Genomic DNA, 26516 nt, shown 5'->3' on the forward strand with positions numbered 1-26516 from the left:
CCGTTGCTCATCGCCGACGAGTTCTTCCTGATCGCACACAACGACAGTCGCGGCAAGGCCAAACTGCACCCGGCGGCGACCGGGCTCGGGCTGGCCGGCGGGCTCCTCGGCGAGCTGATCCTTTATGGACATGTCACAGTCGCGGCCGGGCAGATCACCGTCATCGACCGGCGTCCGCCGGCCGACGCCCTGGCGCACACGGTGCTGGACCAGTTGGTCGGTGAGTCCCAGCACCGGGAGCTGCGCACCTGGCTGAGCTTCCTGGCCCAGAGCGCCACGACCTCGGTGGGGGAGCGGTTGGCCCGCGCCGGGGTGCTGCGCCGCCAGGAGAGCCGCCGGCTGTTGCGTACCTCGGTCAGCTACCTGCCGATCGACCTCAACGCGGTGGCCTGGCCGGCCACCCGGCTACGGGCCCTGCTGGACCGGCCGGACCCGCCGGGCGTGCCGGACGCCCTGCTGCTCGGCCTGGTCGTGGCCGCGGGGCTGACCCGCGAGGTGCTGTGGAGCGCCGGCCCCCGCGCGCACCACCGGCTGAACGTCCTCATCCCCGCGCTGCCGGCGCCACTCAAGGAACTCGTCGGGCACACCGAGGCCGCCGTCGGCGCCGCCGTGCTGCGCGGCATTCCCTGATCCCCCCCCGGTAACCCCCAACCCTCCCCTCGACAATCGGAGTAGTCGTATGCCCCCGACATCGACAGTCGACCGACCCAGCAACGTCTCCGAAGCCCTGGCCCGGGGCCGTCTCGGCATCCCCTCGGTGATCTTCTTCGTCCTCTCCGCCGCCGCGCCGCTGACCGTGGTGGCCGGCGTCGTCACCACCGGCTACGGCGTCATCGGCGTGACCGGCATCCCGCTGGCCTTCCTGCTGATCGCCGCGGTGCTCGCGCTCTTCTCGGTGGGTTACGTGGCGATGTCCCGCCGGGTGGAGAACGCCGGCGCCTTCTACGCCTACGTCTCCCGTGGCCTGGGCCGACCGGCCGGCGTGGGCGCCGCCTGGGTCGCGCTGATCGCGTACAACGCGTTGCAGGTCGGGCTGTACGGCACCATCGGCGTGGCGGCCGAGCCGGTGCTCGACCGGCTCTTCGGCGGGCACCCGCACTGGGCCGTCGTGGCCCTGGTGGCGTGGGCGTTGGTCGGCCTGCTCGGCCTCCTCCGGGTCGACCTCAACGGCATGGTCCTGGCCGCGCTGCTGGTCGCCGAGATCGTGGTGGTCCTCGTCTTCGACCTGGGACAGCTCGGCAACCCGGCCGACGGTGGGGTCAGCTTCGCCTCGTTCTCCCCGGACAACCTCTTCGTGCCGGGCGTCGGCGCGGTGCTGGTGCTCGCCGTCCTCGGCTTCGTCGGCTTCGAGTCGGCGGTGGTCTTCAGCGAGGAGAGCAAGGACCCGAAGCGGACGGTGCCGCTGGCCACCTACCTCTCGGTGGCGATCATCGCCGGGCTGTACGCGCTGTCGTCGTGGACCATGACCGTCGCGGTCGGGCAGGACCAGATCGTCGCCGAGGCCGGCGAGCAGAGCGTAGGGCTCATCTTCAACCTGGCCGCCGCGCACCTCGGCGACACCGCGGTCACCATCGGGCAGGTGCTCTTCCTGACCTCGGTGCTCGCCGCGATGATCTCGTTCCACAACACCACGGCCCGCTACACCTTCGCGCTCGGTCGGGAGCGGGTGCTGCCGGCGGTGTTCGGGCAGACCTCGGCCCGTACCGGTGCGCCGCGGGCCGCCTCGGTGGCGCAGAGCGTCCTCGGACTGCTCGTCATCCTGCTGTACGCGATCAACGGCTGGGATCCGGTGGTGCAGCTCTTCTTCTGGGTCGGCACCACCGGTGGCTTCGGTGTCCTGCTGCTGATCGCCACCACCTCGGTGGCGGTGATCGCCTACTTCGCCCGCTCCGCCGGGGGCGAGAACCTCTGGCGACGGGCCATCGCGCCCGGCCTGGCCACCATCGCGCTCTTCGTGATCATCTGGTTGGCCGTGTCGAACTTCGCCAACCTGCTCGGCGTCGCGCCGGACTCGACGCTGCGCTGGGCGCTGCCCGCCGCGTACCCGGTAGCCGCCCTGCTGGGCGTCGGCTGGGCCCTGCTGCTGCGCAGCAACCGCCCGGACACGTACGCCCGGATCGGCCTCGGGGCGGCGAGCGCCGCGGCCGCCGTCAAGCCGGAGGCCCCGGCCGCCGTGGAGGTGACCCGATGAGCGTGGTCATCGAGCAACTCGGGCCGGAGGAGACCACCCTCGTGGCGGGTCGCATCGCCGAGGCGTTCACCGTCCTGGAGGTGACGAACTGGTTGGTCCCCGACCCGAGTAAGCGGGAGGCGGTACTGGCCGGCGACTTCGAGATCCTGGTCGGGCACGCGATGCGGCACGGCATCGTCCACTCGACCGCGGACCGGGCCTCGGTCGCGGTCTGGTTGCCGTCGGTCGGTGAGCCGGCGCCGCCGCCGACGGACTACGACGCCCGACTGGCCGCCGCCTGCGGCGAGTGGACCGACCGGTTCCAGCACCTCGACGAGCTGTTCGCGGCGAACCACCCGCATCCGGATCACCACCACCTCGCGTTCCTGGCGACCCGGCCCGGCCGGCAGGGGCAGGGCTTGGGGAGCGCGCTGATGCGCCACCACCACGCCTGGCTGGACGCCAACGGGATGCCGGCGTACCTGGAGGCGAGCAGCCCACGCAGTCGGGATCTGTACGCGAAGCACGGCTACCTGGCCGGCGAGCCGTTCCGGGTGCCCGACGGGACGCCGTTCTGGCCGATGTGGCGGGAGCCGGTCAGCTCCTGACCCGACCTCACCGCCGCGCTCAGCTGTCGCACTGTCACGCCCACGTGACAATGCGGGCACGCAGGAGGGCCGGGTCCATGGACCCGGCCCTCCTGTCGTCAACCGGTCAGTACGTGCCGTCGAGCTGGCCACGCAGCTTGGTCAGTGCCCGGGTCAGCAGTCGCGAGACGTGCATCTGCGAGACGCCGATCTGGTCGGCGATCTGCGACTGGGTCAGGTTGCCGTAGAAGCGCAGCGTGAGGATCTTCTGCTCGCGCTCGTCGAGGGTGGCCAGCGCCGGGCCGAGGGCGACCCGCAGCTCAGCCAGCTCGAACTCGCTGTCCTCGCCGCCGAGCATGTCGCCCAGCTCGGTGGCGCGCTCGCCGTCGCCGGTCGGGGTGGACAGCGACACCGCGTTGTACGCGCGGGCGCCTTCCAGGCCCTCCAGCACCTCTTCCTCGGTGAGCTTGAGGTGCGCGGCGATGTCGGCGACCGTCGGCGAGCGGCCGAGGGTCTGCAGGAGCGAGCTGTTGGCGTCGGAGATGGCCAGCCGCAGCTCCTGGAGCCGGCGGGGCACCCGGATGTCCCAGGTGCGGTCCCGGAAGTGCCGCTTGAGCTCACCGATGATGGTGGGGATCGCGTAACCGGCGAAGTCGACACCGCGCTCGGGGTCGAACTTGTCGATGGCCTTGATCAGGCCGATCGCGGCGGTCTGCGCCAGGTCGTCGTTCGGCTCGCCGCGCCCGCTGTAGCGGTGGGCCAGGTGGTTGGCGAGCGGCAGCCAGGCCTCGATCGCCCGGTCCCGCAGAGCGGCGCGCGACGGGTGGTTGGCGGGCAGCGCGGCCATCGCGTTGAGCAGGTTGGCGGCGCTGTCGGTGAGAGCGCGCGGGTCGAGCTTGGTGGTGGCCTTGGCGGCGACGCTCGGCTGCTCGGTGATCGTTGGCGCGGTCATGGGTGGTCCTCCCTGCACCTCGTCCGCTGACAAGAAAGACGTGACGCTTTGGTTTAGCTTCCAATAGGCCGTTCGGGAGTCACCTTAACCTGATCGTCTCCCAGAAATCTAGCCGAAAGGTTGATGTACTTAAGGTGTGTTGAGCAATAAAAGGGGCAAATGGCGCGGAAGTCGGGATGGTTGTGAGGATCCTTACCCGTTGTTCCCGCTGCGATCCGGTACCCGGTCGGCTGGCCGGTCCGGCCGATCGGCCCACGGGTCGCGCCGACTGGTCAACATGAAATCCGACAAGTCGCCAGGAGTGTCGACTATCCGTCCTTGTCCCGCTGGTGGGACCGGCCGTAGCGTCGCGTGTACACACCCGGTTCGGAGGCACCGTGCTCGATCCAGCCGCTCCCCAGCTTGTCGTGAACAGTCGCACCCTCTACTTCAGCTGGCTGCCGGCGGACCCCGACGCGGTCGCCGCGCTGGTCCCGCCGGGGCTCTGCCCCCGCCCCGACCGGCAGGTCTTCCTCAACCAGTACATCGTCGACGACGAGACGCAGACCTCCGGCTTCGGCGCGTACTCGCTGACCTACCTCGGCGTCTCGCTGCTGGGCGTCGACGCGCCGGGCGGCCTCAACGCCGGTGGCTGGTGGACCCACTACGTGGCCTCCAGCCGGCGGGTCCGTGAGTACGCCCTCGCTCGCGGCGCCCCGGTGCTCGCCGGGCGCACCCGGATCGACGTGAACGGCGAGGACCTGCTCTCCGAGACGGAGATCGACGGCACGCCGTTGGTCCGGGCCCGGTGTCGGGTGGGGGAGACCGGTCACGTGATCAGCAGCGGGCACCACCGCTACTTCACCCGGCGCGACGGCCAGTTGCTCAGCTCGGCCTACCCGTTCGTCGCCGAGCCGGTCGCCCCGTTCGAGATCGAGTCGGTGGAGTTCCTCCAGCCCGGCCACCCGATGTACGCGCTGCGCCCGGCCAACCCGCTGACCATCGGCTTCGGCTACTACTCACCGCGCTCGTCGTTCGCCTACCCCGGCGGGCTGAACGTGCACGCGGTCGCCGCACCGGAGCCGGCCCGACCGCATCACCAGGTGCCGGCCAGCCTCGCCCGCAGCGGCCTGCCGTCCGGGTCGTAGACCAGCCGGTACATCGGCAGCGCCCAGGCCCGGGTGTACCACGGCAGCCGCTCGGGGCGGTGCGGGCGCAGCCGCCCGGGCGGCCGTTCTCCCACCTGGCCGTCGTCGTACCACTGCTGTAGCGCGTCGGCGGCGGCCGTGACGGCCGCGACGGCGTCCGCCGGGTCCAACAGGTCGGCGTCGTCAGCGCCGTCCGGGTCGCGGTCCAGGTGCTCGCGCCACAGCCGCAGGCGCAGGTCCCGGGCGAAGCTCCGCGCGCCGTCGCCCCGCCCGGCGGGGTCGGTGGGCTCCCGCTGGTCCGGGGTGTCGTCGAGCACCGCGCAGGACAACTCGCTGTCGTGCGTCCAGGACCGCCGGTTGAAGTTGTCGCTGCCCACGCTGGCCCAGACGTCGTCGACCACGCAGACCTTCGCGTGCACGTAGACCGGCTCGCCGGCGTGGTTCTCCACGTCGAACACGTGCACCCGGTCCGGTGCGGCCCGCTCACACAGTGACAGCGCCTGCTCGCGCCCGACCATGTTCGGCGGCAACGCCAGCTTGCCGTCCACGTCCGGGTGGCGGGGGACGACGGCGATCAGGTGCAGGTCCGGGTTGTCCCGCAGCGCGTGCGCGAACAGGTCCGCGACCTCGGCCGACCAGAGGTACTGATCCTCCAGGTAGATCAGCCGGCGGGCCCGGCGTACCGCCTTGGTGTAGCCCCGGGCCACGGTCCGCTCCCCGTCCGGTGCGAACGAGTAGCGGGGACGGACGGCGGGGTAGGTGCGCAGCACCTGGATCTGGTGCGGACCGCAGGGCGGCGGGTCGGCCGGCTGCTCGGGCAGCGGGTCGGGGCGCAAATCCGAGCCGCGCAGCCGGTCCCGCAGGTAGGCCAGCGGGTTCTCCGAGTCCAGCGGCATCGGGTCGGTCCAGCGTTCCCGGAACAGGGTGTCCAACGCGCCGACCACCGGACCGCGCACCGCGAGCTGCACGTCGTGCCAGGGCGGATTGGGTCCGTACCGGGGGGACATCTGCACCGGTTGCGGATCGCCGTGGTGCGCGGCGTCGTCGCGGCGGCTGTGGCACAGGTCGATCCCGCCGGCGAAGGCGACGTCCCGCTCGGGCGCGCCCTGGTGCCGCAGCACCACGAGCTTCTGGTGGTGCGAGCCGCCGCGCCGGACCCGCTGGTCCAGCAGCACCTCGCCACCGGCGGCCGAGATCGTCTCGCTGAGGTCGCGGTTCTCGGCCTCGCTGTACGCCACGACGTCGAGGTGCGAGCGCCAGATCAACCCCTTCACCACCACACCGCGCTGCGCGGCCTGGGCGAAGAGTTGGGCCACTGTCGGACCGTCCGGGCGCAGTCGCTGGTCCGGGTCACCCCGCCAGTCGGTGAAGAACAGGTGGTCGCCGGAGCCCAGGGCCTCGACCTCGTGGACCAGTCGGTCGAAGTACGCGGCACCGTGAATCAACGGCTCGGCGAGGTTTCCCGTGGTCCACACGGGTAAGCCAGAGACCGGGTTGGCGCGTTCCTCAGCGGTGAGGAACCAGTCCTGCAACGGCACCGTCCAGCCCCCCTGGAGGTCGGCAACGTCCTCACGGTAGGACCCCCGACGCGGGTCCGCACGCCAGGACCCCAGACCGGTGACCTGGCCAACGCCATCGGAAGCGACGCGACAACAGCCGAGGAGGCCACACCATGCCCCGCGACACGACGAATCCCGTGACCGAGAACCGCGAGCCGGCGGTGGAGAGCGAACGGGGTGCGCTGGTAGCGGTGTTGCTGATGGTGATTCTGGGCGTTGCCGGGATCTTTGCGGTCTCCTGAGGCGGCGCCGACGCCCCCGGGGTGAACCGGAGGCGTCGGCGCCGAACTCAGCGGTCGAGCGTGGTCAGGGCCGGGTGCCCTGGCCGCCGGTGTGCGGGAGCCGCTCGGTGGGGATCACGCCGAGGCGACCGGCCTGGAAGTCCTCGAACGCCTTGAGCAGCTCGTCCCGGGTGTTCATCACGAACGGGCCGTACTGTGCCACCGGCTCCCGGATCGGCTGACCGCCCATGATGTAGAGGTCCAGTGCGGGGGTGTTGCTGTCCTGCGAGGTGGCGGCGCTGAACCGCAGCGCGTCACCCGGGCCGTGCACCGCGAGCTGGCCGGTACGCACCGGCCGCCGGTCGGTGCCGACCGTGCCGCGACCGCCCAGCACGTACACCAGGGCGTTGAAGTCGGGCCGCCAGGGCAGGTCGACCTGCGCGCCCGGCTGCACCGTGACGTGCGTGATGGTGATCGGGGTGAAGGTCGAACCCGGGCCGCGGTGCCCGGCGACCTCGCCGGCGATGACCCGGATCAGCGCGCCGCCGTCGGGCGTGGTGAGCAGCGCCGACTCCCGACCCCGGATGTCCTGGTAGCGGGGCGGGTTCATCTTGGCCGAGCGGGGCAGGTTGACCCACAGTTGGGTGCCGTGGAAGAGCCCGCCGCTCATCACCAGGTGCTCCGGCGGCGCCTCGATGTGCAGCAGGCCGCTGCCCGCCGTCATCCACTGGGTGTCGCCGTCGGTGATGGTGCCGCCACCACCGTTGGAGTCCTGGTGGTCGAAGACGCCGTCGATGATGTACGTGACGGTCTCGAAGCCGCGGTGCGGGTGCCACGGCGTGCCCTTGGGCTCGCCCGGCGCGTAGTCGACCTCGCCCATCTGGTCGAGGTGGATGAACGGGTCCAGGTCGGTGGTCGACACCCCGGCGAAGGCGCGACGGACCGGGAAGCCCTCACCCTCGAAGCCGCTGGGCGCCGTGGTCACGGTGCGGACCGGGCGGATCGTGGTGGCCTCGTCGAGCTGGGGCAGGCGGGGCAGGACGAGAACGTTGTCGACGGTGATCGCGGGCATGTCGAGGCTCCTAGCGTGAGGCGGGGGTGGTCGAGCTGACCCGCGATGCCCGCAGGCGCTCGCCGAGCCGGTCGAAGACCCGGGTGAGGCAGGCGACCTCGGCATCGTCGAGGTCGTCCATGAGATGGGTACGCACCGACGCCAGGTGGTGGGGTGCGGCTTCCCGCAGGGCGAGCAGCCCGGCGGCGGTGAGCACCGCCTCGCTGCCACGCCGGTCGTCCGGGCAGGGCTCTTTGCTGACCAGGCCACGACGCTGCATGGAGGAGACCTGGTAGGTGAGGCGGCTGGGCGAGAAGATCAACCGGCTGGCCAGCTCGCCCATCCGTAGCCGCTGCCCGGGTGCCTCGGAGAGCAGGACCAGCACGTGGTAGTCGGCGAAGCTGAGGTCGCTGTCGACCCGTAGATCCTCTTCCAACTGGGTGTAGAGACGCTGGCTGGCCTCGATGTAGGCGCGCCAGGCGGCCTCTCGGGTGCTGTCCAGGCTCTCGGTCATGCCACGACAGTAGCACTCTTTCAAAATTTAAGTAACGTCGTTGAGCGTTGCCTGGGTCACTTCCTCACGCTCTGGCTGCCGGATCGTGCAGCTTTGAAGGAAAGCCGCGTTAATCCGGCGGCGCGGAGGCCGGGGGTTGTGCCAGACTCCGGCCTCGTGGAACACGTGGAACTCGCCGCCGCCGACCTGTTGCTGCGCCCCTGGCGGGACGAGGACGCCCCGGCGGTGCGCGACGCGCTCCGGGATCCGGCGATCGCCCAGTGGAACCCGCAGGGTGGCGGCCCGATCGACGACGAGGTCGCGCTGCTCTGGGTGCGTCGCCGGGCCGACTGGTCCACCGGTGGCCACGCCTCGATGGCGGTCACCGCGGCGGCCGACGGCGAACTGCTCGGCTCGGTGTCGCTGCACCGCATCCACGACGGCGACGCGTCCATCGGCTACTGGACGGTGCCCGCGGCACGGGGGCGTCAGGTGGCGGTCCGCGCCGTCGTCCGGCTCACCGACTGGGCGTTCGCGGATCTCGGGCTGCACCGGGTGGAGCTGTGTCACGCGGTGGCCAACCCGGCGTCCTGCCGGGTCGCCGACCGCGCCGGCTACCCGGCCGAGGGCACCCTGCGCGAGTCGTACCGGTACGGCGACGGTCGCCGCTACGACGAGCACCTGCACGCCCGCCTGGCCACCGACCGCTAGGCGGAGGCGGACCGGGGCCCGAACGCGCTCCGGCCCCGGCCGCGCAGGCCGTCTCGAACCGTCACTCGGTGACCTTGCGGAGGAATGTCGCGAGGGCGGTCCTGACGCGGTCGATCCGCTCCGGCAGGGGCAACGGCTCGGGCGCGGGAGGCCCGGCGTGCTTCTTCCCCCGCAGGTACAGCGAGCAGGCCAGGTCGGAGCACAGGTACGTGCCCACCGAGTCGCCCTGGCGTCCGCTCGGACCGGCCTTGGGGGCGGTCATCAGCGAGACGCCACCGCCGAGGTGGGTGGTCAGGCAGAACGAGCACATGCTGTGCCGCACACGCCCCGTCTGGTGCGCCGCGGCCCGCAGCACCACCCCGGCCAGCTCGCCGTCGGTCTCGGCGACCAGGTAGGCCCGCTGCGGCGCGGAGGGATCCCGCCAGCCGAGAAAGTCGAGGTCGTCCCACTGACGCACTTCAAGATCGTTCGGTACGGTCAGCCGCTTCGCCTCGCCCTTGCTGCAATTGACGAAGGACGCGCGGATGACGGATTCGGTTAGGGCCAACATAGGTAGTAGCCTAGCCGTCTTAGGCAAGCGATTATTACGGCTAGGTTTGGAGTGTGCTGCATGGCACGTGCCGGGGTGACCGTCGAGCGCCTGACGCTGGCCGCAGCCGAGCTGGCCGACGAGGTGGGCGTCGAGAACGTCACTGTTGCCGCGCTCGCGCGCCAGTTCGGGGTGAAGGACGCCAGCCTGTACTTCCACCTGAGGAACGCGCACGAACTGCGGGTCAGGATCGCCCTGCTGGCACTGGCGGAGCTGGCCGACCGGGTCGCCGCCGCGCTCGCCGGCCGGGCCGGCAAGGACGCGCTGGTGGCGTTCGCCAACGCCTACCGCGACTACGCGCGAGAGCACCCGGGCCGCTACGCGGCCATGCAGATCGACCTCGACCCGGAGACCGCCGCCGCGAGCGCGGGCGTCCGGCACGCCGAGATGACCCGGGCGATCCTGCGCGGCTACCGGCTCTCCGAGCCCGACCAGACCGACGCGGTGCGGATGATGCACAGCACGTTCCACGGGTTCGTGAGCCTGGAGAAGACCGGCGGCTTCCGGCACACCCCGCGCCCCACCGACGACTCCTGGTCGCGCACCCTGGACGCCCTCGACGCCGTCCTGACCAACTGGCCGTCGCGCTGAGCTGCCGCAGAGCCACGGCATAGGCTCGGTGACGTGGATGATCTGGAGTTGGCCGACTGGCGGGAGCGGGTGGCCCGGCTGTACCTGTCCGAGGTCGACCTGGCCGGCTTCCGCGCCGGCCGCGACGAACTCTTCGCCACCCACCCGCAGAGCCCGATCCCCGTGGCGGAGCGGCCCGACTTCGCCGGGGTGCGCTACTTCCCACCCAACCCGGAGGCCGTGGTCGAGGCGCCTCTGCGCGCGGCCAGCGGCGAGCTGCGCATCGACACCGGTGGCCCGGACGGGGTGGTCGCTTACCGGCGAATCGCGGTGGCCGAGACGCCGTGGGGGCCGCTGACCCTGTGGTGGATCGAGGCGTACGGGGGCGGGCTGTTCGTTCCGCTGCGCGACGGCACCTGCGGGCGGGAGAGCTACGGCGGAGGCCGGTACCTCACCGACACGGTGAAGGGCACCTTCGGCCGGGGCGTCGAGCTGCTGCCCGGCGACCGGGTCCGGCTGGACGCCAACTACCTCTACAACCCGAGCTGTGCCTACGACGACCGCTGGGCCTGCCCGCTGGCGCCACCGGAGAACCGGGTCGACGTGCCGCTGCGGGCCGGCGAGCTGGCGTATCACGACTGAACGACGACGCGGCCGCCCGCCCCGAGTGCTGCCGGGACGGGCGGTCGGTCGTCGCTCAGCGGGCGTTCTGCGTCGAGCTGGACATCCGCATCCGACCGAGCAGCTGTCGCGCCTGGTCGGCGAGCTGCGCGTCGACTGTCACCGCGTACTGGCCGGCGCGCAGTGAGCTGGCCGAGGTGAAGTCGCGCTGCCCGCCGGTCATGGCGTGTGCGACCGCGCCGAACACGGCACCCCAGATCGCCCCGATGACCAACCCGACCAGGATCACCGCCAGCCAGTTGCCGACGGTGAAGATGCCGAACAACAGGCCGATGAAGAGCCCGAACCAGGCGCCGGTACCGGCGCCGAGCAGGCCGGCGCGACCGGTGGTCATACGCCCGAGCACCGTCTCCACCAGGGTGAGGTTGGTGCCGACGATGGCGCTGTGCTCCACCGGAAAGCGGTTGTCGGCCAGGTAGTCGACGACCCGCTGCGCGGTCGGATAGTCCGGGTACGAGCCGATCGTCACGGTCGGCGGGCCGGTCTCCGGCCCGTGGCCGTCCCCGGCCGGTGTCGACAGGCGGCCGGCCGGCCCGGATGGAAGCAGGTCGCCACCCTGTGTGCCGGGCCGCCACGCGGCGGTCGGCCCCGAAGCTGACGTCATGAGCATCCTCCCTCGTCAGCCCGCCGGGTTCCCGTCCAGGCCGACCGGTAACGCGGTCTCCACCGTCGGGCAGGAGGGGAATGGGCGCGGACTGCCCGGGTAGGCAGTCAGGTGGAGAGCGGACAGATCAGCGACTACGGTTTCCTCGCCGACGGCCGCAGCGCGGCGCTGGTGGACGCCTCGGGCTCGGTGAACTGGTGGTGCCCGGGGCGGTTCGACGCCCCGTCGGTGTTCGGGCGGCTGCTCGACGACGGCGCGGGGCACTGGTCGATCCGACCGGAGGTCGATTTCACTGTCGAACGGAGCTACCTGGAGCACACCCTGGTGTTGCGGACCATCTTCCGCACCGCGCAAGGGGAGGTCGCGCTCACCGACGCGCTCGCCTTCGAGCCCGGCTCGCGAGGTCACGACATCGGCATGCACCCACCGCAGGTGCTGGTCCGCAGCGTGCAGGGACTCTCCGGTGCGGTGCCGGTGCGGGTGCACTACCGTCCGCGCTTCGAGTACGGGCGCACCATCGCATACCTGGTCGAGCGTGAGGACATGCTCGAGGCCATCGCCGGGGCCGCGCGGCTCACCTTCCGCAGCAGCGTGCGGTTGGCGTGCGGCGACGATGGCGATGCCGCGGCGACGTTCACCGTCCGCGCCGGCACGACCCACAACTTCAGTCTCGGGTACGCCCCGACCTACGACGCGCCACTGCCGGAGGTGCCGGACGCGGACCAGACGATCGCCGACACCGTCGCCGGCTGGCGGTCCTGGGCCGACGAGCACGACTATAAGGGCCTCTACGCCGAGGAGGTGCGGCGCAGCGGGCTGGTGGTGCAGGGCATGACGTACCGGCCCAGCGGCGCGGTGGTGGCCTCGGTGACCACCTCGCTGCCGGAGAAGCTCGGCGGGGACCGTAACTACGACTACCGCTACGTCTGGGTGCGCGACTTCAGCCACACCCTGCGGGCGCTGTGGCGGTCGGCGTGCTTCGACGAGGTGCGGCGGCAGTTCGCCTGGTTGGGCCGGGCGATGGGCCGAATCGGCGACCAGCCGGTACCCATCATGTACGGGGTGCTGGGGGAGCGGGACCTCACCGAGCATCGGCTGGACCAGCTCGGCGGTTACCGCGACAGCCCGCCGGTGGTGACCGGCAACGACGCGTGGCGGCAGCGGCAGAACGACATCTACGGCGCGGCGATGGACGCCGCCTGGCTGATGCGCGACCAGCTCGAACCGTTCGACCCGGACGTCTACCACCTGCTCCGGGTGCTCGCCGATCAGGCCGAGCAGGACTGGAAACAGCCGGACGCGGGGATGTGGGAGGAGCGTGGAGTGCAACACCACCACGTGTCCTCGAAGGTGGAGTGCTGGGTGGCGCTGGACCGGGCGGTCCGCTTCGGCGACCAGCTCGGCGAGCCGCAGGACCTGGCTCGCTGGACGGCGGCCCGGGACGAGGTGCGCGCGGCGATCCTCGAGCGGGGGTGGAGCGACCGGCTCCAGTCGTACACCGGGATTTTTGATTCCGACGAGCTGGACGCGTCGGTGCTGGTGATGCCGCTGGTGGGTTTTCTGCGGGCCGACGACCCTCGGATGCGCTCGACGGTCCGCGCGGTGGAGCGGCGGCTGTCGCACGACGGCCTGCTGCGGCGCTGGGACGGCGACCCGGCGGGCTTCGTCATCTGTTCGTTCTGGCTGGTGAGTTGCCTGGCGTTGGCCGGCGAGCGGGACCGGGCACACGAGTTGTTTCGCGATCTGGCTGGTCGGGTCAACGACCTGGGCCTGTTCGCCGAGCAGATCGACCAGCAGACCGGGGAGCAGTTGGGCAACTTCCCGCAGGCGTTCTCGCACATCGGTCTCATCAATGCCGCAGGTGTGCTCACCGACGTCGAGCAGGACCTGACGTTGCGCAATTGCGCGATGCCCCCGGCGCACTTCACCCCGACGCGTAGCTGAGCCCGTACTTTCGTATAAATCTTGACAACTTTCGATCCGATGACGCGAAGTTCTATCGCCTTCCAGTGAAAGACGTTAATGTCCGGGAAACACCGCGGTGCTCCTCCAGTCGGCGGGAGCGGCACCGAGATCCCCCGGACAGCTGGAGGTCTCGTGTCCCGCACTCTGCGTCGACGGCTCGTCAGCGCCACCACTCTGCTCACCGTCCTGGTCACCCTCTGCCTCGTCCCGCAGGCAAGCGTTCTACCGGCCGCCGCGTCCCCGGCCCAGGCCGCCGCCCTCGCCCCGCCCGCCACCATCGGGTTCGAGAAGGTCGCCCTCGACGGTGGCCTCTCCATGGGCGAACCGATCGAACTGGCCGTCGCACCCGACGGCAAGGTCTTCTACATCAACCGGGGCACCAGCAGCGCCGGTGGCCAGGTCCGCCTCTACAACCCGGCGACCAGGTCCACCACCGTGGCCCTCACCCTGGCGCTGGACGCCCGCTTCGAGGACGGCCTGATCGGCATCACCCTGCACCCGAGCTTCGCGAGCAACCGCTGGGTCTACCTCTTCTACTCGCCGAAGGTCACCCCACTGGTCAACCGGATCAGCCGGTTCACCTTCAACCCGTCCACGCTGCTGCTCGACCCGGGCAGCGAGGACGTGCTGATCGAGTGGCCCACCGAACGCGATCTCTGCTGCCACTCGGCCGGTTCGATGAGCTGGGACACCGCCGGCAACCTGTACTTCGCCGTCGGCGACAACACCAACTCCGGCGGCGACTCCGCCGGAATGGCCCCGATCGACGAGCGGACGAACCGCAACGCGCAGTACGACGCCCAACGCACCTCTGGCAACACCAACGACCTGCGCGGCAAGATCAACCGGATCCACCCGGAGAACGACGGCAGCTACACCGTCCCCGCCGGCAACATCTTCGCCGCCGGCACCGCCCGAACGCGCCCGGAGATCTACGTGATGGGCGTGCGCAACCCGTACCGGATCTGGGTGGACCGCAAGGCCAACAACACCCTCTACTGGGGTGAGGTCGGCCCGGATGCCGGCGCCGACCTCGCCAACCGTGGCCCGGCGGCCTACGACGAGTTCAACCGGGCCAACGGGCCCGGCAACTACGGTTGGCCGTACTGTGGCGGCCCCAACGTCGCCTACAACGACTGGGACTTCGCCACCGCCACACCGCGCGGCTGGTTCCCCTGCGGCGGCTCGACCGGCCCGGTCAACAACTCACCCCGCAACACGGGTGTCCAGCAGCTTCCGCCGACGAAACCGGCACTGGTCTGGGAACAGCACGGCGGCAGTGAGGACTGGCCGGCGCTGGACAACCCGGGTGGGTGCGGGTCGCCCAACCACGTCGAGGTCTACCACTACGACCCGAATCTCGTCTCGGACGTGAAGTGGCCGGCCTACTACGACAACAAGTGGTTGATCTCCGAGTACTGCCGCAACTGGATCAAGGAGGTCCAGTTCGACAACGGCAACCCGTCCACCGGCACGCCGACCGTCATCGAGCCGGTGCTCGCCGGCATGAAGCTCGTCCATCCGATCGACTGGCAGTTCGGCCCGGACGGTTCGCTCTACCTGCTGGAGTACGGCAGCGGCTACTTCTCCGGCGCGGTAGACGCCGGTCTCTACAAAATCAACTATGTCCAGGGTGGCCGGTCGCCGGAAGCCAAGGCCACCGTCAACCGGGACAACGGCCTGGCCCCCCTCTCGGTGACCTTCTCCAGCGCCGGCAGCTCGGACCCGGACGGCGACCCGCTGACGTACGCGTGGGACTTCACCAACAACGGCAGCACCGACTCGACAGCCGCGAACCCGTCCTTCACGTACTCCGCCAACGGCACCTACAGCGCCCGGCTCACAGTCAACGACGGCACCGGCCGCAGCGCCACCACAGTGGTGTCGGTGGTGGTCGGCAACAACCGGCCGACTGTCACGTTGACCGGCCTGCCCGCCGGCGGGCTCTTCGACTGGGGGCAGGACCTGGCGGTGGGCGCCACGGCCAGTGACCCGCAGGACGGCACGCCGGCCTGCTCGGCGGTGGTCGTCCGGGCCGCGCTGGGCCACCAGGAGCACGCCCACGAGGAGGGGGAGGGGACCGGCTGCGGCGCGACCTTCAACACCGGCCCGGTGCACGCCGGCCCCGACTCGGTGCTGTTCTTCGTCCTGCGGGGCAGCTACACCGATCGCGGCGCGACCGGCTCGGCCGCGCTCACCGGTGAGCAGGAGATCAGCCTCTACCCGAAACAGTGGCAGGCTGAGCACTTCGTCCAGCTCAACGGCCCCAAGGTGATCGACCAGGCGGCGGCCGAGGGTGGCAAGCGGCTGGGCGACGTCCAGAACGGCGAGAGCGTGCGGCACCACGCGGTGAGCCTCAAGGGGATCACCGGCGTCCGGGCCCGGGTCTCCTCCGGCGGCCCCGGCGGCACCCTCTCCTTCCGGTACGACTCACCGACCGGCACCGAGGTCGCCCGGATCGCGGTGCCGAACACCGGCGGCTGGGACAACTACACCGAGCTGAGCGCCACGGTGACCAAGCCCGACGACGGCACCCACGACCTGTACCTGGTCGTCACCGGCGGCAGCGGGGCGTTGCTGGACGTGGACAGCTACACCTTCACCGGCCCGGGCGTCGGCACCGGCGGGGCGCGCACCGGTGAGGTCAAGGCCCTCGGCAAGTGCGCGGACATCGCCTCCAGCCAGACCGCGAACGGCACCAAGGTGCAGACCTGGACCTGCAACGGCACCGCAGCCCAGCGGTGGAGCCTGCCCGGCGACGGCACGGTGCGGGGGCTCGCCAAGTGCCTGGACGTGAAGGCGAGCGGGACCACCGACGGCACCCTCGTGCAGCTCTACGACTGCAACGGCAGCGGGGCCCAGCAGTGGGCCGCCCAGTCGGACGGCAGCCTGCGCAACCCCCAGTCCGGGCGGTGCCTGGACATCCCCAACTCGGACCTCACCGACGGTCGGCAACTGCGGATCTGGACCTGCAACGGCACCGGGGCGCAACGCTGGACCCTGCCGTGACCGCCCCCTGACCGGCTCGGAGATGCCGCGGCACGTTGCTCCTTGATCACTTGATGCTGAGTAGTTGTGGGAAGGCTCCAACAGCTACTCAGCATCAAGTGATCGTGAGGTTGGGGGAGGATGTCGGGATGCGGCTGGTGCTCACGGCGGACACCCACGTACCGAAGCGGGCCCGGGACCTACCCGGGCCCCTCTGGGCGGCCATCGAGGCGGCCGACGTGGTGGTGCACGCCGGCGACTGGGTGGACGAGGCCCTGCTCGACGCCATGACCGCGCGGTCACGCCGACTGATCGGGGTGTACGGCAACAACGACGGCCCGGCGCTGCGCGCCCGGCTGCCGGAGGTGGCCCGGGTCGAGCTCGACGGCCTGCGGATGGCGGTGGTGCACGAGACCGGTCAACGGACCGGCCGTGAGAAGCGGTGCGCGGCCCGCTTTCCCGACGTCGACCTGCTGGTGTTCGGGCATTCGCACATCCCCTGGGACACCGAGGCGGCCTCTGGGCTGCGCCTGCTCAACCCCGGCTCACCCACCGACCGCCGCTCCCAACCCCACGCCACCTACCTCACCGCCGAGGTGCACACCGGCGCCCTCACCAAGGTCCACCTACACCACCTGCCCCGCCCCTGACGCCCCACCCCACCCGCCCTGCCCCGCCCCCTTCACCGCGATCTTGCACTTGCTGTCGTTGATTTGCGCCTTGTGTGTTCTTTTGTCGCGACAGAAAGTGCAAGATCGCGCGGAGGGGGTTGGGGCTACTGGCCTCGGCCCGTTTCGGCCTGGAGTTCGTCGATGCGCTTGGACGCCTCGGCCTTGGTCAGGTCGTCCGGGAGGTCGGTGTGGGCCTCCCGGGCCAGCGTGTTCAGGTAGGACTCCTGCGCCGCCGTCGGCGGCTCGTCCCCGGTGACCCACTCGTCCGGGTCCTTGATCGCGGCATTCTGGTCGGCCTGCTCGGTGCGGCGGTCAGTCATCCTCATCACCCTTTCTTTCGAACAGGTGTGCCAGTACCCCGATCGTCGGTGGTTCATGCCCGAACGCCGCCACCTACGATCATCGGATGACGGAGGACCGGTCGAGCGTGGTGGTGGTCGGGGCGGGCATCGCCGGGGTGGCCTGTGCTGTCGAGTTGACCCGGGCCGGGGTGCCGGTGCAGGTCCGGGAGCGGGGGCACGTCCGCGGTGGCCGGATGGCCAGCAAACGCTTCCAGGGCCGGCCCGCGGACATCGGCGCCGCCTACTTCACCGCCACCGACCCGGACTTCGCCGCGCTGGTCGAGCAGTGGCGCGCCGCCGGGCTGGTCCGCGAATGGACAGACACCTTCCAGGCGTACGACCGGAGTGGGAACCACGAGGTGCCCGGGCCGATGCGCTTCGCCGCCCCCCGTGGGCTGCGTTCGTTGGTCGAGCACCTGGCAGGCGAGGTGCCGGTGACAGTCGACCGGCTGGTGCTCACAGTGGAACCCGGCCCGGTCGTCGACGGGCAGCCGTGTGCGGCGGTCGCCCTGGCCATGCCGGGTCCGCAGGCCGCCCTTCTGCTCGACCCGGCCCTGACCGACGCCACCCGGGTCGTGCAGGCGCAACGCTGGTCGCCGTCGCTGGCCGCGGTACTGCGCTTCCCGACCCGGCGCTGGCCGGACTTTCGGGGCGCGTTCGTCAACGAGCACCCGGTCCTCAACCTCGTCTGCGACGACGGCGACCGGCGCGGTGACGGCGCGCCGGTGCTGGTCGCGCACACCGTGCCGGAGTTCGCGGCCGGGCACCTGGCCCAACCCACCGGGGCCGGCCCGGCGATCGAACAGGCCGTCCGGGACCTGCTCGGGCTTCCCGAGCAGGCCGTCGACGTGCACGTGCACCGCTGGACGTACGCGAAGCCGACCAGCGACGCCGGCGGCGCCACCCACCACCTCGACGCCGACGGGATCGGGCTGGCCGGCGACGCGTTCGGCAAGCCCCGGGTGCAGAGCGCCTGGCGCTCCGGCCGGGACCTGGGCCGTGCGCTGGCCGCCAGGCTGGCCTGAGCCATCCGCTCAGGCGTGACCGGCTGCCGCGACGGGCCGAGCGTCGGCGTCCCGCTCGGCCGGGTCGGAGGTCCGCTCTCCCTCCCGGTCCAGCAACTGCATGACCGGGGTCGCGGTGATGCCGTGCACCACCACGGAGACGAGCACCACCAGCCCGACGGTCGCCCAGAGCAGCTCGGCCTGCGGAAAGTCGGCCTTGGTGGTGGCGTAGGCGAGGTAGTAGAACGAGCCGACGCCGCGGATGCCGAACAACGAGATGACCCAGTGCTCGGCCGGGCGTCCGGGAGCGCCGCGCAACGACAACCAGCCGATCAGCGGCCGTACCAGGAACACCAGCGCCAGCCCGACGGCGGCCGCCGGCCAGGTCAGCGGGCCCAGCAGACCACCCACGATCGCGCCGCCGAGCAGCAGCAACAGCACCAGGGTGAGCAGCCGTTCGACCTGCTCGGCGAAGTCGTGCAGCACCGAGTGGAACTCGTGGGTCCGTTCGGCGGCCCGAATGGCCCGGGCGGCCACGAACACCGCCAGGAAGCCGTACCCGCCGACCACCTCCACCAGCCCGTACGCCAGGAACGTGGCGGCCAGTACCAGGAAGCCCTCGGCGTGCCGGGCCAGCCGCAGCTCGCTGGGAGCGCGGAAGAACAGCTTGCCGAGCAGCCATCCGATGAGCAGGCCACCGCCGACGCCGACGCTGATCTTCCAGAGCACGTCCACCGTGAACCACTCGGCCACCCAGTCGCTCGGCGCGAGGCTGGTCGAGGCGATCGCGATGGCCGCGTAGACGAACGGGAACGCCAGCCCGTCGTTCAGGCCGGCCTCGGAGGTCAACGCGAATCGGACCTCGTCCTCGGAATCCTCCACGTCGGTGGGCTCGCCGACCTGCACGTCGGCGGCGAGCACCGGGTCGGTGGGCGCGAGCGCGGCGCCCAACAACAGCGCGGCGGCCGGCACCAGCCCCGCCCACCACCAGCCGAGCAGGGCCACCGCCGCGATGCACAGGGGCATAGCGATCGCCAGCAGCCGCCAGGTGGACGACCACCGCCGCCAACTCAACGGTCGGTCGATCTTCAGCCCGGCACCCATCAGCGCGACGATCACCCCGATCTCGGTGAGGTGGGTGGTCAGCTCCGGGTGGGCCAGGGGGTCCGGTGACGGCAGCCCGACCGGCAGCAGGAACACCAGCATGCCGAGGGCGAGGAAGGCGATCGGCATGGACAGCGGGCGCCGCTCCAGCACCCGCGGCAGGATGCCCGCGAGCAGCGCGCCCAGGCCCACCAGCGCGAACGCCACATCTACCGGCTCCACGGCACCACCCTTCTGCCCGCACCCGCGAGGTGCGGGCAGGTGGTGACAGTCCTTGCCCCGCAAGGGCTCCGGCTATGCGCATCCGTGCCGGTGGACCCGAGTGATCCTCAGCGGGGCCGGGTGAGCGGCGAGTTCGCCAACTCGTGCAACAGCGCGGCCGGGTCGTCGTACACCGCCACGGCACCCGCGCCGGCGAGCTCGCCGCGGCTGGTGCCACCGCAGGTCAGGCCCACACACGGGATGTTCAACTTCCCGGCCGCGGCGACGTCCCACACCGAGTCGCCGACGAAGACCACCCGCTCGGCGGTCAACCCGGACTGCTCCAACGCGGCGACCAGGATGTCCGGTGCCGGCTTGCTCTGCTGGGCGTCCGCGGAGGAGGTGACCGTGTCGATCACGTCGTCGGCGGCCAGCGCCCGACGAAGCGCGCCCACCTCGGGTTCCGAGGCGGAGGTGGCCAGCACGACCCGCAACCCCCGCTCGGCGCAGGCCCGCAACAGGTCGGCCGCCCGGGGTAGCGGCGTGAGCCGTTCCCAGTACTCGGCGTAGAGGGTGTCGTGCGCGTCGCGCAGCTTCGAGTCGGCGTCGCGGTCCCGCTCCGGGCCGAGGAGATGATCCAGGAGTTTGTCCGACCCCATCCCGATCGAACGGTGCACCACCGCCATCGGCACCGGCTGATCGGTCTGGCGTAATGCCTCCCACCAGCTCACCGTGTGCAGGTAGGTGGTGTCGACCAGGGTGCCGTCGACATCGAAGAGGACCCCGGCGGGCCGGTCGGTAGCCATGGGCGTCCTCCTACCCTCGGGCGGCTCAGGGATGCGCGGCCGGCGGCGTGAGGATCTCGAACCAGACCGTGGAGCCCCGGACCGACGGGTCGGTGCCCCAGGCGTCGCTGAGCTCCTCGATCAGGCCGAGGCCGCGCCCGCGACTGCTCAACGTGTCGGTACGGGCCCGGGTCACGGTGCCCCGGGTGCCGGAATCCGCTACCGAGACGAGCAGCCGCTCGGCGCTGAGGTCGATCTCCACCCGGGCGGCCGTGCCGGCGTGCAGCAACGCGTTGGTGGTCAGCTCGCTGGTGCAGAGCACCGCCGCCCCGATCACCGACTCGGGCACCTGCCACTCGGTGAGCTGGCCGGTCAGCCAGTGCCGGACCCGGCTTGGCGCGGTCGGCTCGGCGGGCACCTCCATGCTCGCCGAACGACTCGGTTTGAGCGCGTGCTCGACCGCCAGCACGGCCACGTCGTCCTCCGTGCCACCCGGGACCGCCGCGGTGGCCACCGCGCAGAGCGCGCGGGGGTCGCCGCTGCCGGCCTTGGCAATGGCGTCGCTCAGGGTGGCCAGCCCGGCGCTCAGGCTCTGCCGGCGGCGCTCCACCACCCCGTCGCTGAACAGCAGCAGGGTGTCACCGCGGCGGAACGGGACGGTCGTGGTGCCCGGCCGGCCGCCCAGCCCCAGCGGCGGCCCGGCCGGGACGTCGACGTACTCGGCGTGGAACCGACCATCCGGGTCGCCGCGGCGGATCAACGGCGCGGGGTGACCGGCGCTGGACAGGGTCAGCTCCCGCCGCTCCGCGTCGATCACCCCGAACGCCACTGTGACGAACAGCTCGTGGGTGCCAGCCTCCACGCCGAGGCTGGTCACCAGCCGGTCCAGGCCGCCCAGGACCGCGGCGGGCGTCGGGTCGGCCAGGGCCAGAGCGCGCAGCGCGGCCCGGACCTGCCCCATCCGCGCGGCGGCCTGCACGTCGTGCCCGGCGACGTCGCCCAGCACCACGCCGAGCGAGCCGTTGGGCAGCAGGAACGCGTCGTAGAAGTCACCGCCGGCCGCGTTGCCGTCCACGCCCGGGTCGTAGCGGGCCGCGATCCGCAACCGGGGCAGATCCGGCAGGTGCTCCGGCAACATGCTGCGTTGCAGCAGTTGGGCAGTGCCGTGCTGGGTCTCGAACCGGCGGGCCCGCTCGGCGGCCTGGCCGATCAGCTCGGCCGAGGCGGCCAGCAACGCCCGCTCGGCGGGAGACCAGGTGTGCGGAACCTGGTAGCCGACCGCCAGCCCGCCGCGGACCACCGAGGTGCCCAGCGGCAGGGCCGCCATCGCGCGGACCTTTTGGTCGTGGCGGTCCACGGCGGTGTCCCGCAGCGGCTGCCCGTCGCGGGTGAACGACGGGCCGCCGGAGCGGGCCGCCTGCACCACCGGGGCCGACCAGTCCGCCGGCGCGCGCCGCCAGAGCGGGGGAAGCCGCTCGTCGGCCTCGTCCAACAACTCGCCACGGACCCGACGCACCATGCGCCAGCCGCCGCCGCCCTCGTCGACGGCGAACGAGGCCTGGTCGGGGTCGAACGTGGTGATCGCGTACCGCAGCGCCACCCGGGCGACGTCGTCGAGGGTGAGGGTGCCGGCGAGCGCCGCGGCCACCTCGCTGAGGCTCTGCAACTGCTCGGTGACGTGGGTGGTCTCGGCCGCGACCGTCAGCACGCCGACGATCTGCCCGGCGCTGTCGCGCACCGGTGAGTAGCCCCGGGTGAAGACCGCCTGCTCCACCGTCGCGGAGTGCCCACGGACCAGCGGCAGGGTGGACTCCTTCTCCAGGAAGGGCTCGCCCTGCCGGTAGCAGCGCTCGATCACCGCACCGACGCCGGGCAGCGCCCAGATCTCCGCGAACACCTCGGCGGCCGGGCGGCCGAGGGCGCTGGGGTGCTTGGTGCCCAGCAGCTCGGCATAGCCGGCGTTGTAGAGCAGGACGAGATCGTCGCCGTACGCCAGGGCCATCGGCATCGGCGAGGCGAGGACCAGCTCCACCACGGCTTGGAGGGCGACGTCCCAGTCGTCGGCCGGGCCCAGCGGGGTGTTGGCCCAGTCGTGGGCGAGCACGCCGACGGCCGGGCCGGACCCGGTGGGTGCGCCCGGGCCCGGAGTTGCTGGCGTGGGGACCCGCCCGACCGTTCCTGGCATGTTCGCAGCCTAGTCGGCCGACCGGAAAAGACATCCGACCACGGCGGCGGGCCGTCGCCGAGTCCGTCGCGGTGGCCGTTCGGGCAGTTCAGAGCCCCTGTCCGGAGGTCTGTCGGGAAAAACGCCGCGCGCTGCGCGGAGTGCCGGACCGGTTGCCGGGTATGCGCCCGGCGCAGTCCATGCGACAGGAGGGACATCATGCTGAAAACCCTCGCGGTCCGGCAGGCCGACATCGGCGATGCCATCGCCGACACCTGGAGGTCGGTGCTGCTCTTCATCCCGAAGGCAGTGGCCTTCATCGTCATCCTCGTGGTCGGCTGGCTCATCGCCAGAGCCGTCCTCAAGATCGTGGATACGGTGCTGGAACGGGTGCGTTTCGACCAGGCGGTCGAACGCGGTGGCATCAAACGGGCCCTGGAGAGAACGAAGTACGACGCCAGCGACATTCTGGCCAGACTGGCGTACTACGCCGTACTGCTGTTCACGCTGCAGTTCGCCTTCGGAGTCTGGGGGCCCAACGCGATCAGTGACCTGATCAGCGGCGTGGTGGCCTGGCTGCCGCGTGCGTTCATCGCGATCGTCATCGTGGTGGTGGCGGCCGCGATCGCCAACGCTGTCCGGGATCTGGTCACCGGGGCGCTGGGAGGGCTCTCGTACGGCAAGGTCCTGGCCGACCTGACGGCGATCTTCATCATCGCGCTCGGTGTGATCGCCGCCCTGAACCAGGTGGGTATCGCCACCACGGTGACCACTCCGGTGCTGATCGCGGTGCTCGCCACGGTGGCCGGCATCCTGATCGTCGGCGTCGGCGGTGGTCTCGTGAAGCCGATGCAGAACCGCTGGGACGGCTGGCTGCAGCGGGCGGCCCAGGAGGCCCGGGCGGTGCAGCAGCAACGTCAGGCCGCGTCGGCCGGGCGTAGCGACGTGGAGCGGCAGATGGCCGACCGCGGGGGTGACCGCACCCAGGCCATGCCTCGGGTGGACGAACCCCAGCAGTACCGCTCGTAGCGGGCGGAACGGCACGACGGGTGGGAGGGTGTTCCGCGTACGACGCGGGGTGCCCTCCCCTCGCGTGTCAGTGCCGGTCGAGTGCGCGAGCCAGCGCGCAGACCGCTACCAGCCGGGTGAGCAGCCACTCCGGGTGGCTCCAGTCCACCGGCCCGCTGGGCGGCGTCCACCCGTGCTCCAGGGCGGCGGCGCGCACCCCCTCGGCGTAGCCGGCGAGCGCCGCGGCGCTCAGCGGCGTGCGGTCCCCGTCGAGGCTGTCCCGGACGGCCGCCGCGTGCTGGTCGACGAGGGCCAGCAGCCCGGGTCGCGCGGCGGCGGCGGCGAGCCCGACAGTGCCCACGGAGACGGTGAGGGCGGCCAGGGTGGACCGCGCCGAGTCGACGGCGGTACGGGAGGCGACCCGGTTGAACGGCACACGCATGGTGACCGAGGCTAACCGACCAGTGACCGTGTCGACCTCGTCCGCTCGGCGGATGTCGGCTGCGCCACTGGGGCGGTTGCCGCTGACCCGGGGGATTGATCCGGCACAGACTGGGCAGCAGGAGAACACCCAGGAATGACGGCACCCGGCACGGAGGCACGGATGGGACAGCAGGCGGACGGACCCGACGAGCGGCACCGGCGGCCGGACGGCGTCAGCGGCGCGACGGTCGCCGCGCTCGGCAAGCTCAGCGAGGCGCTGGAGTGTGTGGAGCGGGCCCGGGGGCACCTCTACTCGATGCACCAGTTGATCGGCCACGCCGACCTGATGCTCGACGACGCGGTGGAGCAGTTTCGCGCCGCCGGGCATCCGCACCTCGCCGACCGGATCGCCACGGAGCTGCGCGGCCGCAACGTCATCGCCGGACGGTGGACGTTTCAGATCGTCGAGGACTTCGACGACGGCTACCACGCGCTGTTCCGGGAGTTGGACCAGCAGGCCCGCGACGAGTTGGTGGGTGGGCGGCGCCACCTCTACGAGGCCGAGATGAAGGAACGCCGCCGGAGCCGGGGCCGGCCGGGCCACGAGGCCCGGCCGGGCGGCGGAGGCTAGTCGCTTGTCGCGTCGGCCGGGCGACGCCGTGCCGCGTCGTCAGCGATGATCACGGTGGCCACCATCAACGCGACGCACAGGCTGAACAGCCACGACTCGTCGGCGACGAGCCAGGCGGACACGGGTGCCTGAAGCGCGGCGAGCAGGAAGCCGAGCCAGGCGAGTTTGCGCTGACGCGTGGAGAGGATTCCGGAGCCTTGATGCATCCCGAAATTCTTACGCGAACCGGCCGGCTTGCCGTCCACCGATCGGCCGATTCTGGATGAGCTGTCCGTTTTCTCGACCGTACGGACACGACTTCTTCACGCCGCGAGCGATCGGGTGCCGACGGCGCTAGGGTGCCCCTGCGGCAGGATGGTGTCTCGTGTCCACCGCGCCCGCGCGTCCCCGCGCCGCACTGCTCCTGCTGTCCTACCTCGCGTTCGTCAGTCTCGGCCTGCCCGACGGCCTGCTCGGCGTCAGCTGGCCCTCGATCCGGGGCGACTTCGACGTACCGACCGAGGCCGTCGGGTGGGTGCTCACCGCCGGCACCGTCGGCTATCTCACCTCCAGCGTGCTGGCCGGCTTCACGCTGGCCCGGGTCGGCGTGGGCGCCCTGCTCGCCGGCAGCACCCTGCTGGCCAGCCTGGCGTTGACCGGTTACTCGGTGAGCCCCGTGCTGGCGGTGCTGGTGGGCTGTGCGCTGCTGCTCGGGCTCGGCTCCGGCGCTGTCGACTCCGGGCTCAACGCGTACGCCGCCGGGGCCTTCGGGCCCCGCCACATGAACTGGTTGCACGCCTTCTTCGGCCTCGGCGTGGCCATCGGTCCGCTGATCATGACCGCGGTGCTGAGCGCCGGGCTCGCCTGGCGCTGGGGGTACGGCATCGTGGCCGCCGCCCAACTCGTCCTCGCCGCCGCGTTCGCGCTCACCGTTCGGGCCTGGCGCCGTGCCGCGCCGGCCGGCACCGAGGCGGGTGCGGCTGTCCAGGGCATGCCCGCCGCCACGGATTCCGGGCCGGCGTCGACAGTCCAGGTTCCGGTTCGGGACACGCTGCGGCTGCCGGCGGTCTGGTCGGGGACGCTCGCCTTCGTGCTGTACGTGGCGATCGAGGTGTCCGCCGGGCTGTGGGCGTTCCTGCTGCTGACCGAGGGGCGCGGGCTCAGTGCGGCGTTGGCCGGCGGCTGCGTCTCCGCGTACTGGGGCAGTCTGTTCGTCGGTCGGGTCGTGCAGGGTCTGGTGGCCGAGCGCCTGGGAGCGGGGTTGGTGTTGCGCGCGAGCCTGGCCGGAATGGCCGTCGGCGCGGCCCTGATCGCCGTTCCCGGGCCGGCCGTCCTGGCGGTGCTCGGCCTGGTCGTTGTCGGGTTCGCCGCCGCACCGGTTTTTCCGCTGCTCACCCTCACCACCGCCGACCGGGTCGGCGCGGCGCACGCGGACCGCGCCATCGGCCTCCAGATCGGTGCCGCAGGGGTCGGCGCGGCGCTCGTCCCGGCCGGGCTGGGCGTGCTGATCGGCAACACGTCGGTGCAGGTGCTGGGCTCGGCCCTGCTGGTGCTCGCGCTGGCGCTGATCGCGCTCTACGAGTGGGGCGCGCGCCGGCCGGCTGCCACGCCTCCCGTGCCGGCGGTGCCCGCCCAGCCCGGAAGCGATCCTCAGACGTCGGGCCCGGTACGGCCGGTGGTGGACGGGCGGTAGGCGCGCTGCGGGTCGGTGTCCTCCCGGCTGTTGCCCCGGACCGTACCGTCTCGGTCCGACGCGGCCGGTCCGTGCCCGAACGCGGCCTCCTCGCCGGCGTCGTTACCCGTCACGTCGTCGGCCTGCCCGTCGAGGCTGGAGCCCGACACCGCGCGCTCCAACTCCTCCAACGGAAGCCGCTCCTCGTCCCGCCACACCCTGATGTTGTCGTCGGTCATACCTTCAGCCGTACCCGGGCGTGATG

General features: G+C 71.6%; 28 protein-coding genes. 15 read left to right on the forward strand and 13 right to left on the reverse strand.

Annotation, left to right across the window (positions count from 1 at the left end):
- Positions 1-3 precede the first annotated feature (3 nt).
- The 3 genes from ABZ794_RS11875 to ABZ794_RS11885 are packed head-to-tail and all read left to right on the forward strand — an operon-like array spanning position 4 to position 2778.
- Positions 4-630 (forward strand): GPP34 family phosphoprotein, encoded by a 627-nt coding sequence (locus ABZ794_RS11875; protein ID WP_210781383.1) that lies wholly within the window; start codon positions 4-6, stop codon positions 628-630.
- A 49-nt stretch (positions 631-679) separates the two neighbouring features.
- Positions 680-2191 (forward strand): APC family permease, encoded by a 1512-nt coding sequence (locus ABZ794_RS11880; RefSeq protein WP_210781384.1) that lies wholly within the window; start codon positions 680-682, stop codon positions 2189-2191.
- Positions 2188-2778: a GNAT family N-acetyltransferase gene (locus tag ABZ794_RS11885; protein ID WP_210781385.1), complete on the forward strand. Its 591-nt coding sequence runs from the start codon at positions 2188-2190 to the stop codon at positions 2776-2778. The genes ABZ794_RS11880 and ABZ794_RS11885 overlap by 4 nt, the downstream gene beginning before the upstream one ends.
- Positions 2779-2884: 106 nt before the next feature.
- Here ABZ794_RS11885 and ABZ794_RS11890 read toward each other — a convergent pair whose 3' ends face one another.
- Positions 2885-3709: a SigB/SigF/SigG family RNA polymerase sigma factor gene (locus ABZ794_RS11890; protein ID WP_210781386.1), complete on the reverse strand. Its 825-nt coding sequence runs from the start codon at positions 3707-3709 to the stop codon at positions 2885-2887.
- 377 nt (positions 3710-4086) lie between these two features.
- Here ABZ794_RS11890 and ABZ794_RS11895 point away from each other — a divergent pair, with 377 nt between their 5' ends.
- Positions 4087-4836, forward strand: coding sequence for a hypothetical protein (locus ABZ794_RS11895; RefSeq protein WP_357515466.1), 750 nt, complete (start codon positions 4087-4089; stop codon positions 4834-4836).
- Here the strand turns inward: ABZ794_RS11895 and ABZ794_RS11900 are convergent.
- Positions 4785-6374, reverse strand: a complete 1590-nt coding sequence (locus tag ABZ794_RS11900; RefSeq protein ID WP_357515468.1) for a phospholipase D-like domain-containing protein — start codon at positions 6372-6374, stop codon at positions 4785-4787. The two genes, ABZ794_RS11895 and ABZ794_RS11900, sit on opposite strands and share 52 nt — an antisense overlap.
- Positions 6375-6508: 134 nt before the next feature.
- Between ABZ794_RS11900 and ABZ794_RS11905 the strand changes: the two genes are divergently transcribed.
- Complete coding sequence (locus tag ABZ794_RS11905; RefSeq protein WP_255750115.1) at positions 6509-6637, forward strand: hypothetical protein; 129 nt, start codon at positions 6509-6511, stop codon at positions 6635-6637.
- Positions 6638-6701: 64 nt separating this feature from the next.
- On the opposite strand, the gene ABZ794_RS11910 is transcribed toward ABZ794_RS11905, so the two are convergent.
- Both ABZ794_RS11910 and ABZ794_RS11915 read right to left on the reverse strand, forming a co-directional pair.
- Positions 6702-7688, reverse strand: coding sequence for a pirin family protein (locus ABZ794_RS11910; RefSeq protein WP_210781389.1), 987 nt, complete (start codon positions 7686-7688; stop codon positions 6702-6704).
- Positions 7689-7698: 10 nt separating this feature from the next.
- Positions 7699-8181 carry a MarR family transcriptional regulator gene (locus ABZ794_RS11915; protein ID WP_112583452.1) on the reverse strand — a complete coding sequence of 161 codons (483 nt, stop codon included), beginning with the start codon at positions 8179-8181 and terminating at the stop codon, positions 7699-7701.
- Between the two features lie 156 nt (positions 8182-8337).
- Here ABZ794_RS11915 and ABZ794_RS11920 point away from each other — a divergent pair, with 156 nt between their 5' ends.
- Positions 8338-8871 (forward strand): GNAT family protein, encoded by a 534-nt coding sequence (locus ABZ794_RS11920; protein ID WP_238688448.1) that lies wholly within the window; start codon positions 8338-8340, stop codon positions 8869-8871.
- 61 nt (positions 8872-8932) lie between these two features.
- Here the strand turns inward: ABZ794_RS11920 and ABZ794_RS11925 are convergent, their stop codons facing one another.
- Complete coding sequence (locus ABZ794_RS11925) at positions 8933-9421, reverse strand: FBP domain-containing protein (protein WP_210781391.1); 489 nt, start codon at positions 9419-9421, stop codon at positions 8933-8935.
- A 60-nt stretch (positions 9422-9481) separates the two neighbouring features.
- On the opposite strand from ABZ794_RS11925, the gene ABZ794_RS11930 reads away from it, so the two are divergent.
- Positions 9482-10051, forward strand: a complete 570-nt coding sequence (locus ABZ794_RS11930; RefSeq protein ID WP_112678031.1) for a TetR/AcrR family transcriptional regulator — start codon at positions 9482-9484, stop codon at positions 10049-10051.
- Positions 10052-10084: 33 nt separating this feature from the next.
- Positions 10085-10672 (forward strand): DUF1684 domain-containing protein, encoded by a 588-nt coding sequence (locus ABZ794_RS11935; protein ID WP_357515473.1) that lies wholly within the window; start codon positions 10085-10087, stop codon positions 10670-10672.
- 55 nt (positions 10673-10727) lie between these two features.
- Here ABZ794_RS11935 and ABZ794_RS11940 read toward each other — a convergent pair whose 3' ends face one another.
- Positions 10728-11315: a general stress protein gene (locus ABZ794_RS11940; protein WP_357515475.1), complete on the reverse strand. Its 588-nt coding sequence runs from the start codon at positions 11313-11315 to the stop codon at positions 10728-10730.
- A gap of 111 nt (positions 11316-11426) precedes the next feature.
- Between ABZ794_RS11940 and ABZ794_RS11945 the strand changes: the two genes are divergently transcribed.
- The 3 genes from ABZ794_RS11945 (at position 11427) to ABZ794_RS11955 (ending at position 16918) form a co-directional block, all read left to right on the forward strand.
- Entirely contained in the window at positions 11427-13259 is a 1833-nt protein-coding gene (locus ABZ794_RS11945) for a glycoside hydrolase family 15 protein (RefSeq protein WP_357515476.1), read from the forward strand.
- 153 nt (positions 13260-13412) lie between these two features.
- Positions 13413-16289: a ricin-type beta-trefoil lectin domain protein gene (locus ABZ794_RS11950; RefSeq protein ID WP_210781395.1), complete on the forward strand. Its 2877-nt coding sequence runs from the start codon at positions 13413-13415 to the stop codon at positions 16287-16289.
- Between the two features lie 128 nt (positions 16290-16417).
- A complete protein-coding gene (locus ABZ794_RS11955; RefSeq protein ID WP_357515478.1) occupies positions 16418-16918 on the forward strand; it encodes a YfcE family phosphodiesterase in 501 nt (166 codons plus the stop codon).
- 125 nt (positions 16919-17043) lie between these two features.
- On the opposite strand, the gene ABZ794_RS11960 is transcribed toward ABZ794_RS11955, so the two are convergent.
- The gene (locus ABZ794_RS11960) at positions 17044-17259 is read right to left on the reverse strand and encodes a DUF3072 domain-containing protein (protein WP_210787361.1); all 216 of its coding nucleotides are present in this window, start codon (positions 17257-17259) and stop codon (positions 17044-17046) included.
- Positions 17260-17366: 107 nt separating this feature from the next.
- Between ABZ794_RS11960 and ABZ794_RS11965 the strand changes: the two genes are divergently transcribed.
- Complete coding sequence (locus ABZ794_RS11965; RefSeq protein WP_210787362.1) at positions 17367-18305, forward strand: FAD-dependent oxidoreductase; 939 nt, start codon at positions 17367-17369, stop codon at positions 18303-18305.
- A 9-nt stretch (positions 18306-18314) separates the two neighbouring features.
- Here the strand turns inward: ABZ794_RS11965 and ABZ794_RS11970 are convergent, their stop codons facing one another.
- From ABZ794_RS11970 to ABZ794_RS11980, 3 genes are all read right to left on the reverse strand, one after another.
- On the reverse strand, positions 18315-19610 hold the full coding sequence (locus ABZ794_RS11970; RefSeq protein ID WP_210787360.1) for a cation:proton antiporter: 1296 nt from the start codon (positions 19608-19610) through the stop codon (positions 18315-18317).
- 107 nt (positions 19611-19717) lie between these two features.
- The gene (locus ABZ794_RS11975) at positions 19718-20395 is read right to left on the reverse strand and encodes an HAD family hydrolase (RefSeq protein WP_210787359.1); all 678 of its coding nucleotides are present in this window, start codon (positions 20393-20395) and stop codon (positions 19718-19720) included.
- 25 nt (positions 20396-20420) lie between these two features.
- Complete coding sequence (locus ABZ794_RS11980) at positions 20421-22559, reverse strand: SpoIIE family protein phosphatase (protein ID WP_357515481.1); 2139 nt, start codon at positions 22557-22559, stop codon at positions 20421-20423.
- Positions 22560-22757: 198 nt separating this feature from the next.
- On the opposite strand from ABZ794_RS11980, the gene ABZ794_RS11985 reads away from it, so the two are divergent.
- Complete coding sequence (locus tag ABZ794_RS11985) at positions 22758-23567, forward strand: hypothetical protein (protein ID WP_210787353.1); 810 nt, start codon at positions 22758-22760, stop codon at positions 23565-23567.
- 67 nt (positions 23568-23634) lie between these two features.
- On the opposite strand, the gene ABZ794_RS11990 is transcribed toward ABZ794_RS11985, so the two are convergent.
- Complete coding sequence (locus ABZ794_RS11990; RefSeq protein WP_210787351.1) at positions 23635-23988, reverse strand: DUF6401 family natural product biosynthesis protein; 354 nt, start codon at positions 23986-23988, stop codon at positions 23635-23637.
- Between the two features lie 162 nt (positions 23989-24150).
- Between ABZ794_RS11990 and ABZ794_RS11995 the strand changes: the two genes are divergently transcribed.
- Positions 24151-24600, forward strand: coding sequence for a hypothetical protein (locus ABZ794_RS11995; RefSeq protein ID WP_210787348.1), 450 nt, complete (start codon positions 24151-24153; stop codon positions 24598-24600).
- Here ABZ794_RS11995 and ABZ794_RS12000 read toward each other — a convergent pair.
- Positions 24597-24845: a hypothetical protein gene (locus tag ABZ794_RS12000; RefSeq protein WP_357515485.1), complete on the reverse strand. Its 249-nt coding sequence runs from the start codon at positions 24843-24845 to the stop codon at positions 24597-24599. The two genes, ABZ794_RS11995 and ABZ794_RS12000, sit on opposite strands and share 4 nt — an antisense overlap.
- Before the next feature lie 119 nt (positions 24846-24964).
- Here ABZ794_RS12000 and ABZ794_RS12005 point away from each other — a divergent pair, with 119 nt between their 5' ends.
- Complete coding sequence (locus tag ABZ794_RS12005; RefSeq protein ID WP_210787343.1) at positions 24965-26272, forward strand: MFS transporter; 1308 nt, start codon at positions 24965-24967, stop codon at positions 26270-26272.
- Here the strand turns inward: ABZ794_RS12005 and ABZ794_RS12010 are convergent.
- Complete coding sequence (locus ABZ794_RS12010) at positions 26230-26490, reverse strand: hypothetical protein (RefSeq protein ID WP_210787341.1); 261 nt, start codon at positions 26488-26490, stop codon at positions 26230-26232. The genes ABZ794_RS12005 and ABZ794_RS12010 overlap by 43 nt on opposite strands.
- Between the last annotated feature and the right edge of the window lie 26 nt (positions 26491-26516).

The sequence above is a fragment of the Micromonospora sp. NPDC047187 genome (assembly GCF_040643355.1).
GTDB classification, from domain to species: domain Bacteria; phylum Actinomycetota; class Actinomycetes; order Mycobacteriales; family Micromonosporaceae; genus Micromonospora; species Micromonospora salmantinae.

Excerpts from the sequence above, each read along its gene's own strand:
- ABZ794_RS11880 (WP_210781384.1), top strand. The coding sequence starts at position 680 with ATGCCCCCGACATCGACAGTCGACCGACCCAGCAACGTCTCCGAAGCC.
- ABZ794_RS11885 (WP_210781385.1), top strand. The coding sequence starts at position 2,188 with ATGAGCGTGGTCATCGAGCAACTCGGGCCGGAGGAGACCACCCTCGTG.
- ABZ794_RS11890 (WP_210781386.1), bottom strand. The coding sequence starts at position 3,709 with ATGACCGCGCCAACGATCACCGAGCAGCCGAGCGTCGCCGCCAAGGCC.
- ABZ794_RS11905 (WP_255750115.1), top strand. The coding sequence starts at position 6,509 with ATGCCCCGCGACACGACGAATCCCGTGACCGAGAACCGCGAGCCGGCG.
- ABZ794_RS11910 (WP_210781389.1), bottom strand. The coding sequence starts at position 7,688 with ATGCCCGCGATCACCGTCGACAACGTTCTCGTCCTGCCCCGCCTGCCC.
- ABZ794_RS11915 (WP_112583452.1), bottom strand. The coding sequence starts at position 8,181 with ATGACCGAGAGCCTGGACAGCACCCGAGAGGCCGCCTGGCGCGCCTAC.
- ABZ794_RS11925 (WP_210781391.1), bottom strand. The coding sequence starts at position 9,421 with ATGTTGGCCCTAACCGAATCCGTCATCCGCGCGTCCTTCGTCAATTGC.
- ABZ794_RS11930 (WP_112678031.1), top strand. The coding sequence starts at position 9,482 with ATGGCACGTGCCGGGGTGACCGTCGAGCGCCTGACGCTGGCCGCAGCC.
- ABZ794_RS11940 (WP_357515475.1), bottom strand. The coding sequence starts at position 11,315 with ATGACGTCAGCTTCGGGGCCGACCGCCGCGTGGCGGCCCGGCACACAG.
- ABZ794_RS11955 (WP_357515478.1), top strand. The coding sequence starts at position 16,418 with ATGCGGCTGGTGCTCACGGCGGACACCCACGTACCGAAGCGGGCCCGG.
- ABZ794_RS11960 (WP_210787361.1), bottom strand. The coding sequence starts at position 17,259 with ATGACTGACCGCCGCACCGAGCAGGCCGACCAGAATGCCGCGATCAAG.
- ABZ794_RS11975 (WP_210787359.1), bottom strand. The coding sequence starts at position 20,395 with ATGGCTACCGACCGGCCCGCCGGGGTCCTCTTCGATGTCGACGGCACC.
- ABZ794_RS11980 (WP_357515481.1), bottom strand. The coding sequence starts at position 22,559 with ATGCCAGGAACGGTCGGGCGGGTCCCCACGCCAGCAACTCCGGGCCCG.
- ABZ794_RS11985 (WP_210787353.1), top strand. The coding sequence starts at position 22,758 with ATGCTGAAAACCCTCGCGGTCCGGCAGGCCGACATCGGCGATGCCATC.
- ABZ794_RS11990 (WP_210787351.1), bottom strand. The coding sequence starts at position 23,988 with ATGCGTGTGCCGTTCAACCGGGTCGCCTCCCGTACCGCCGTCGACTCG.
- ABZ794_RS11995 (WP_210787348.1), top strand. The coding sequence starts at position 24,151 with ATGGGACAGCAGGCGGACGGACCCGACGAGCGGCACCGGCGGCCGGAC.
- ABZ794_RS12010 (WP_210787341.1), bottom strand. The coding sequence starts at position 26,490 with ATGACCGACGACAACATCAGGGTGTGGCGGGACGAGGAGCGGCTTCCG.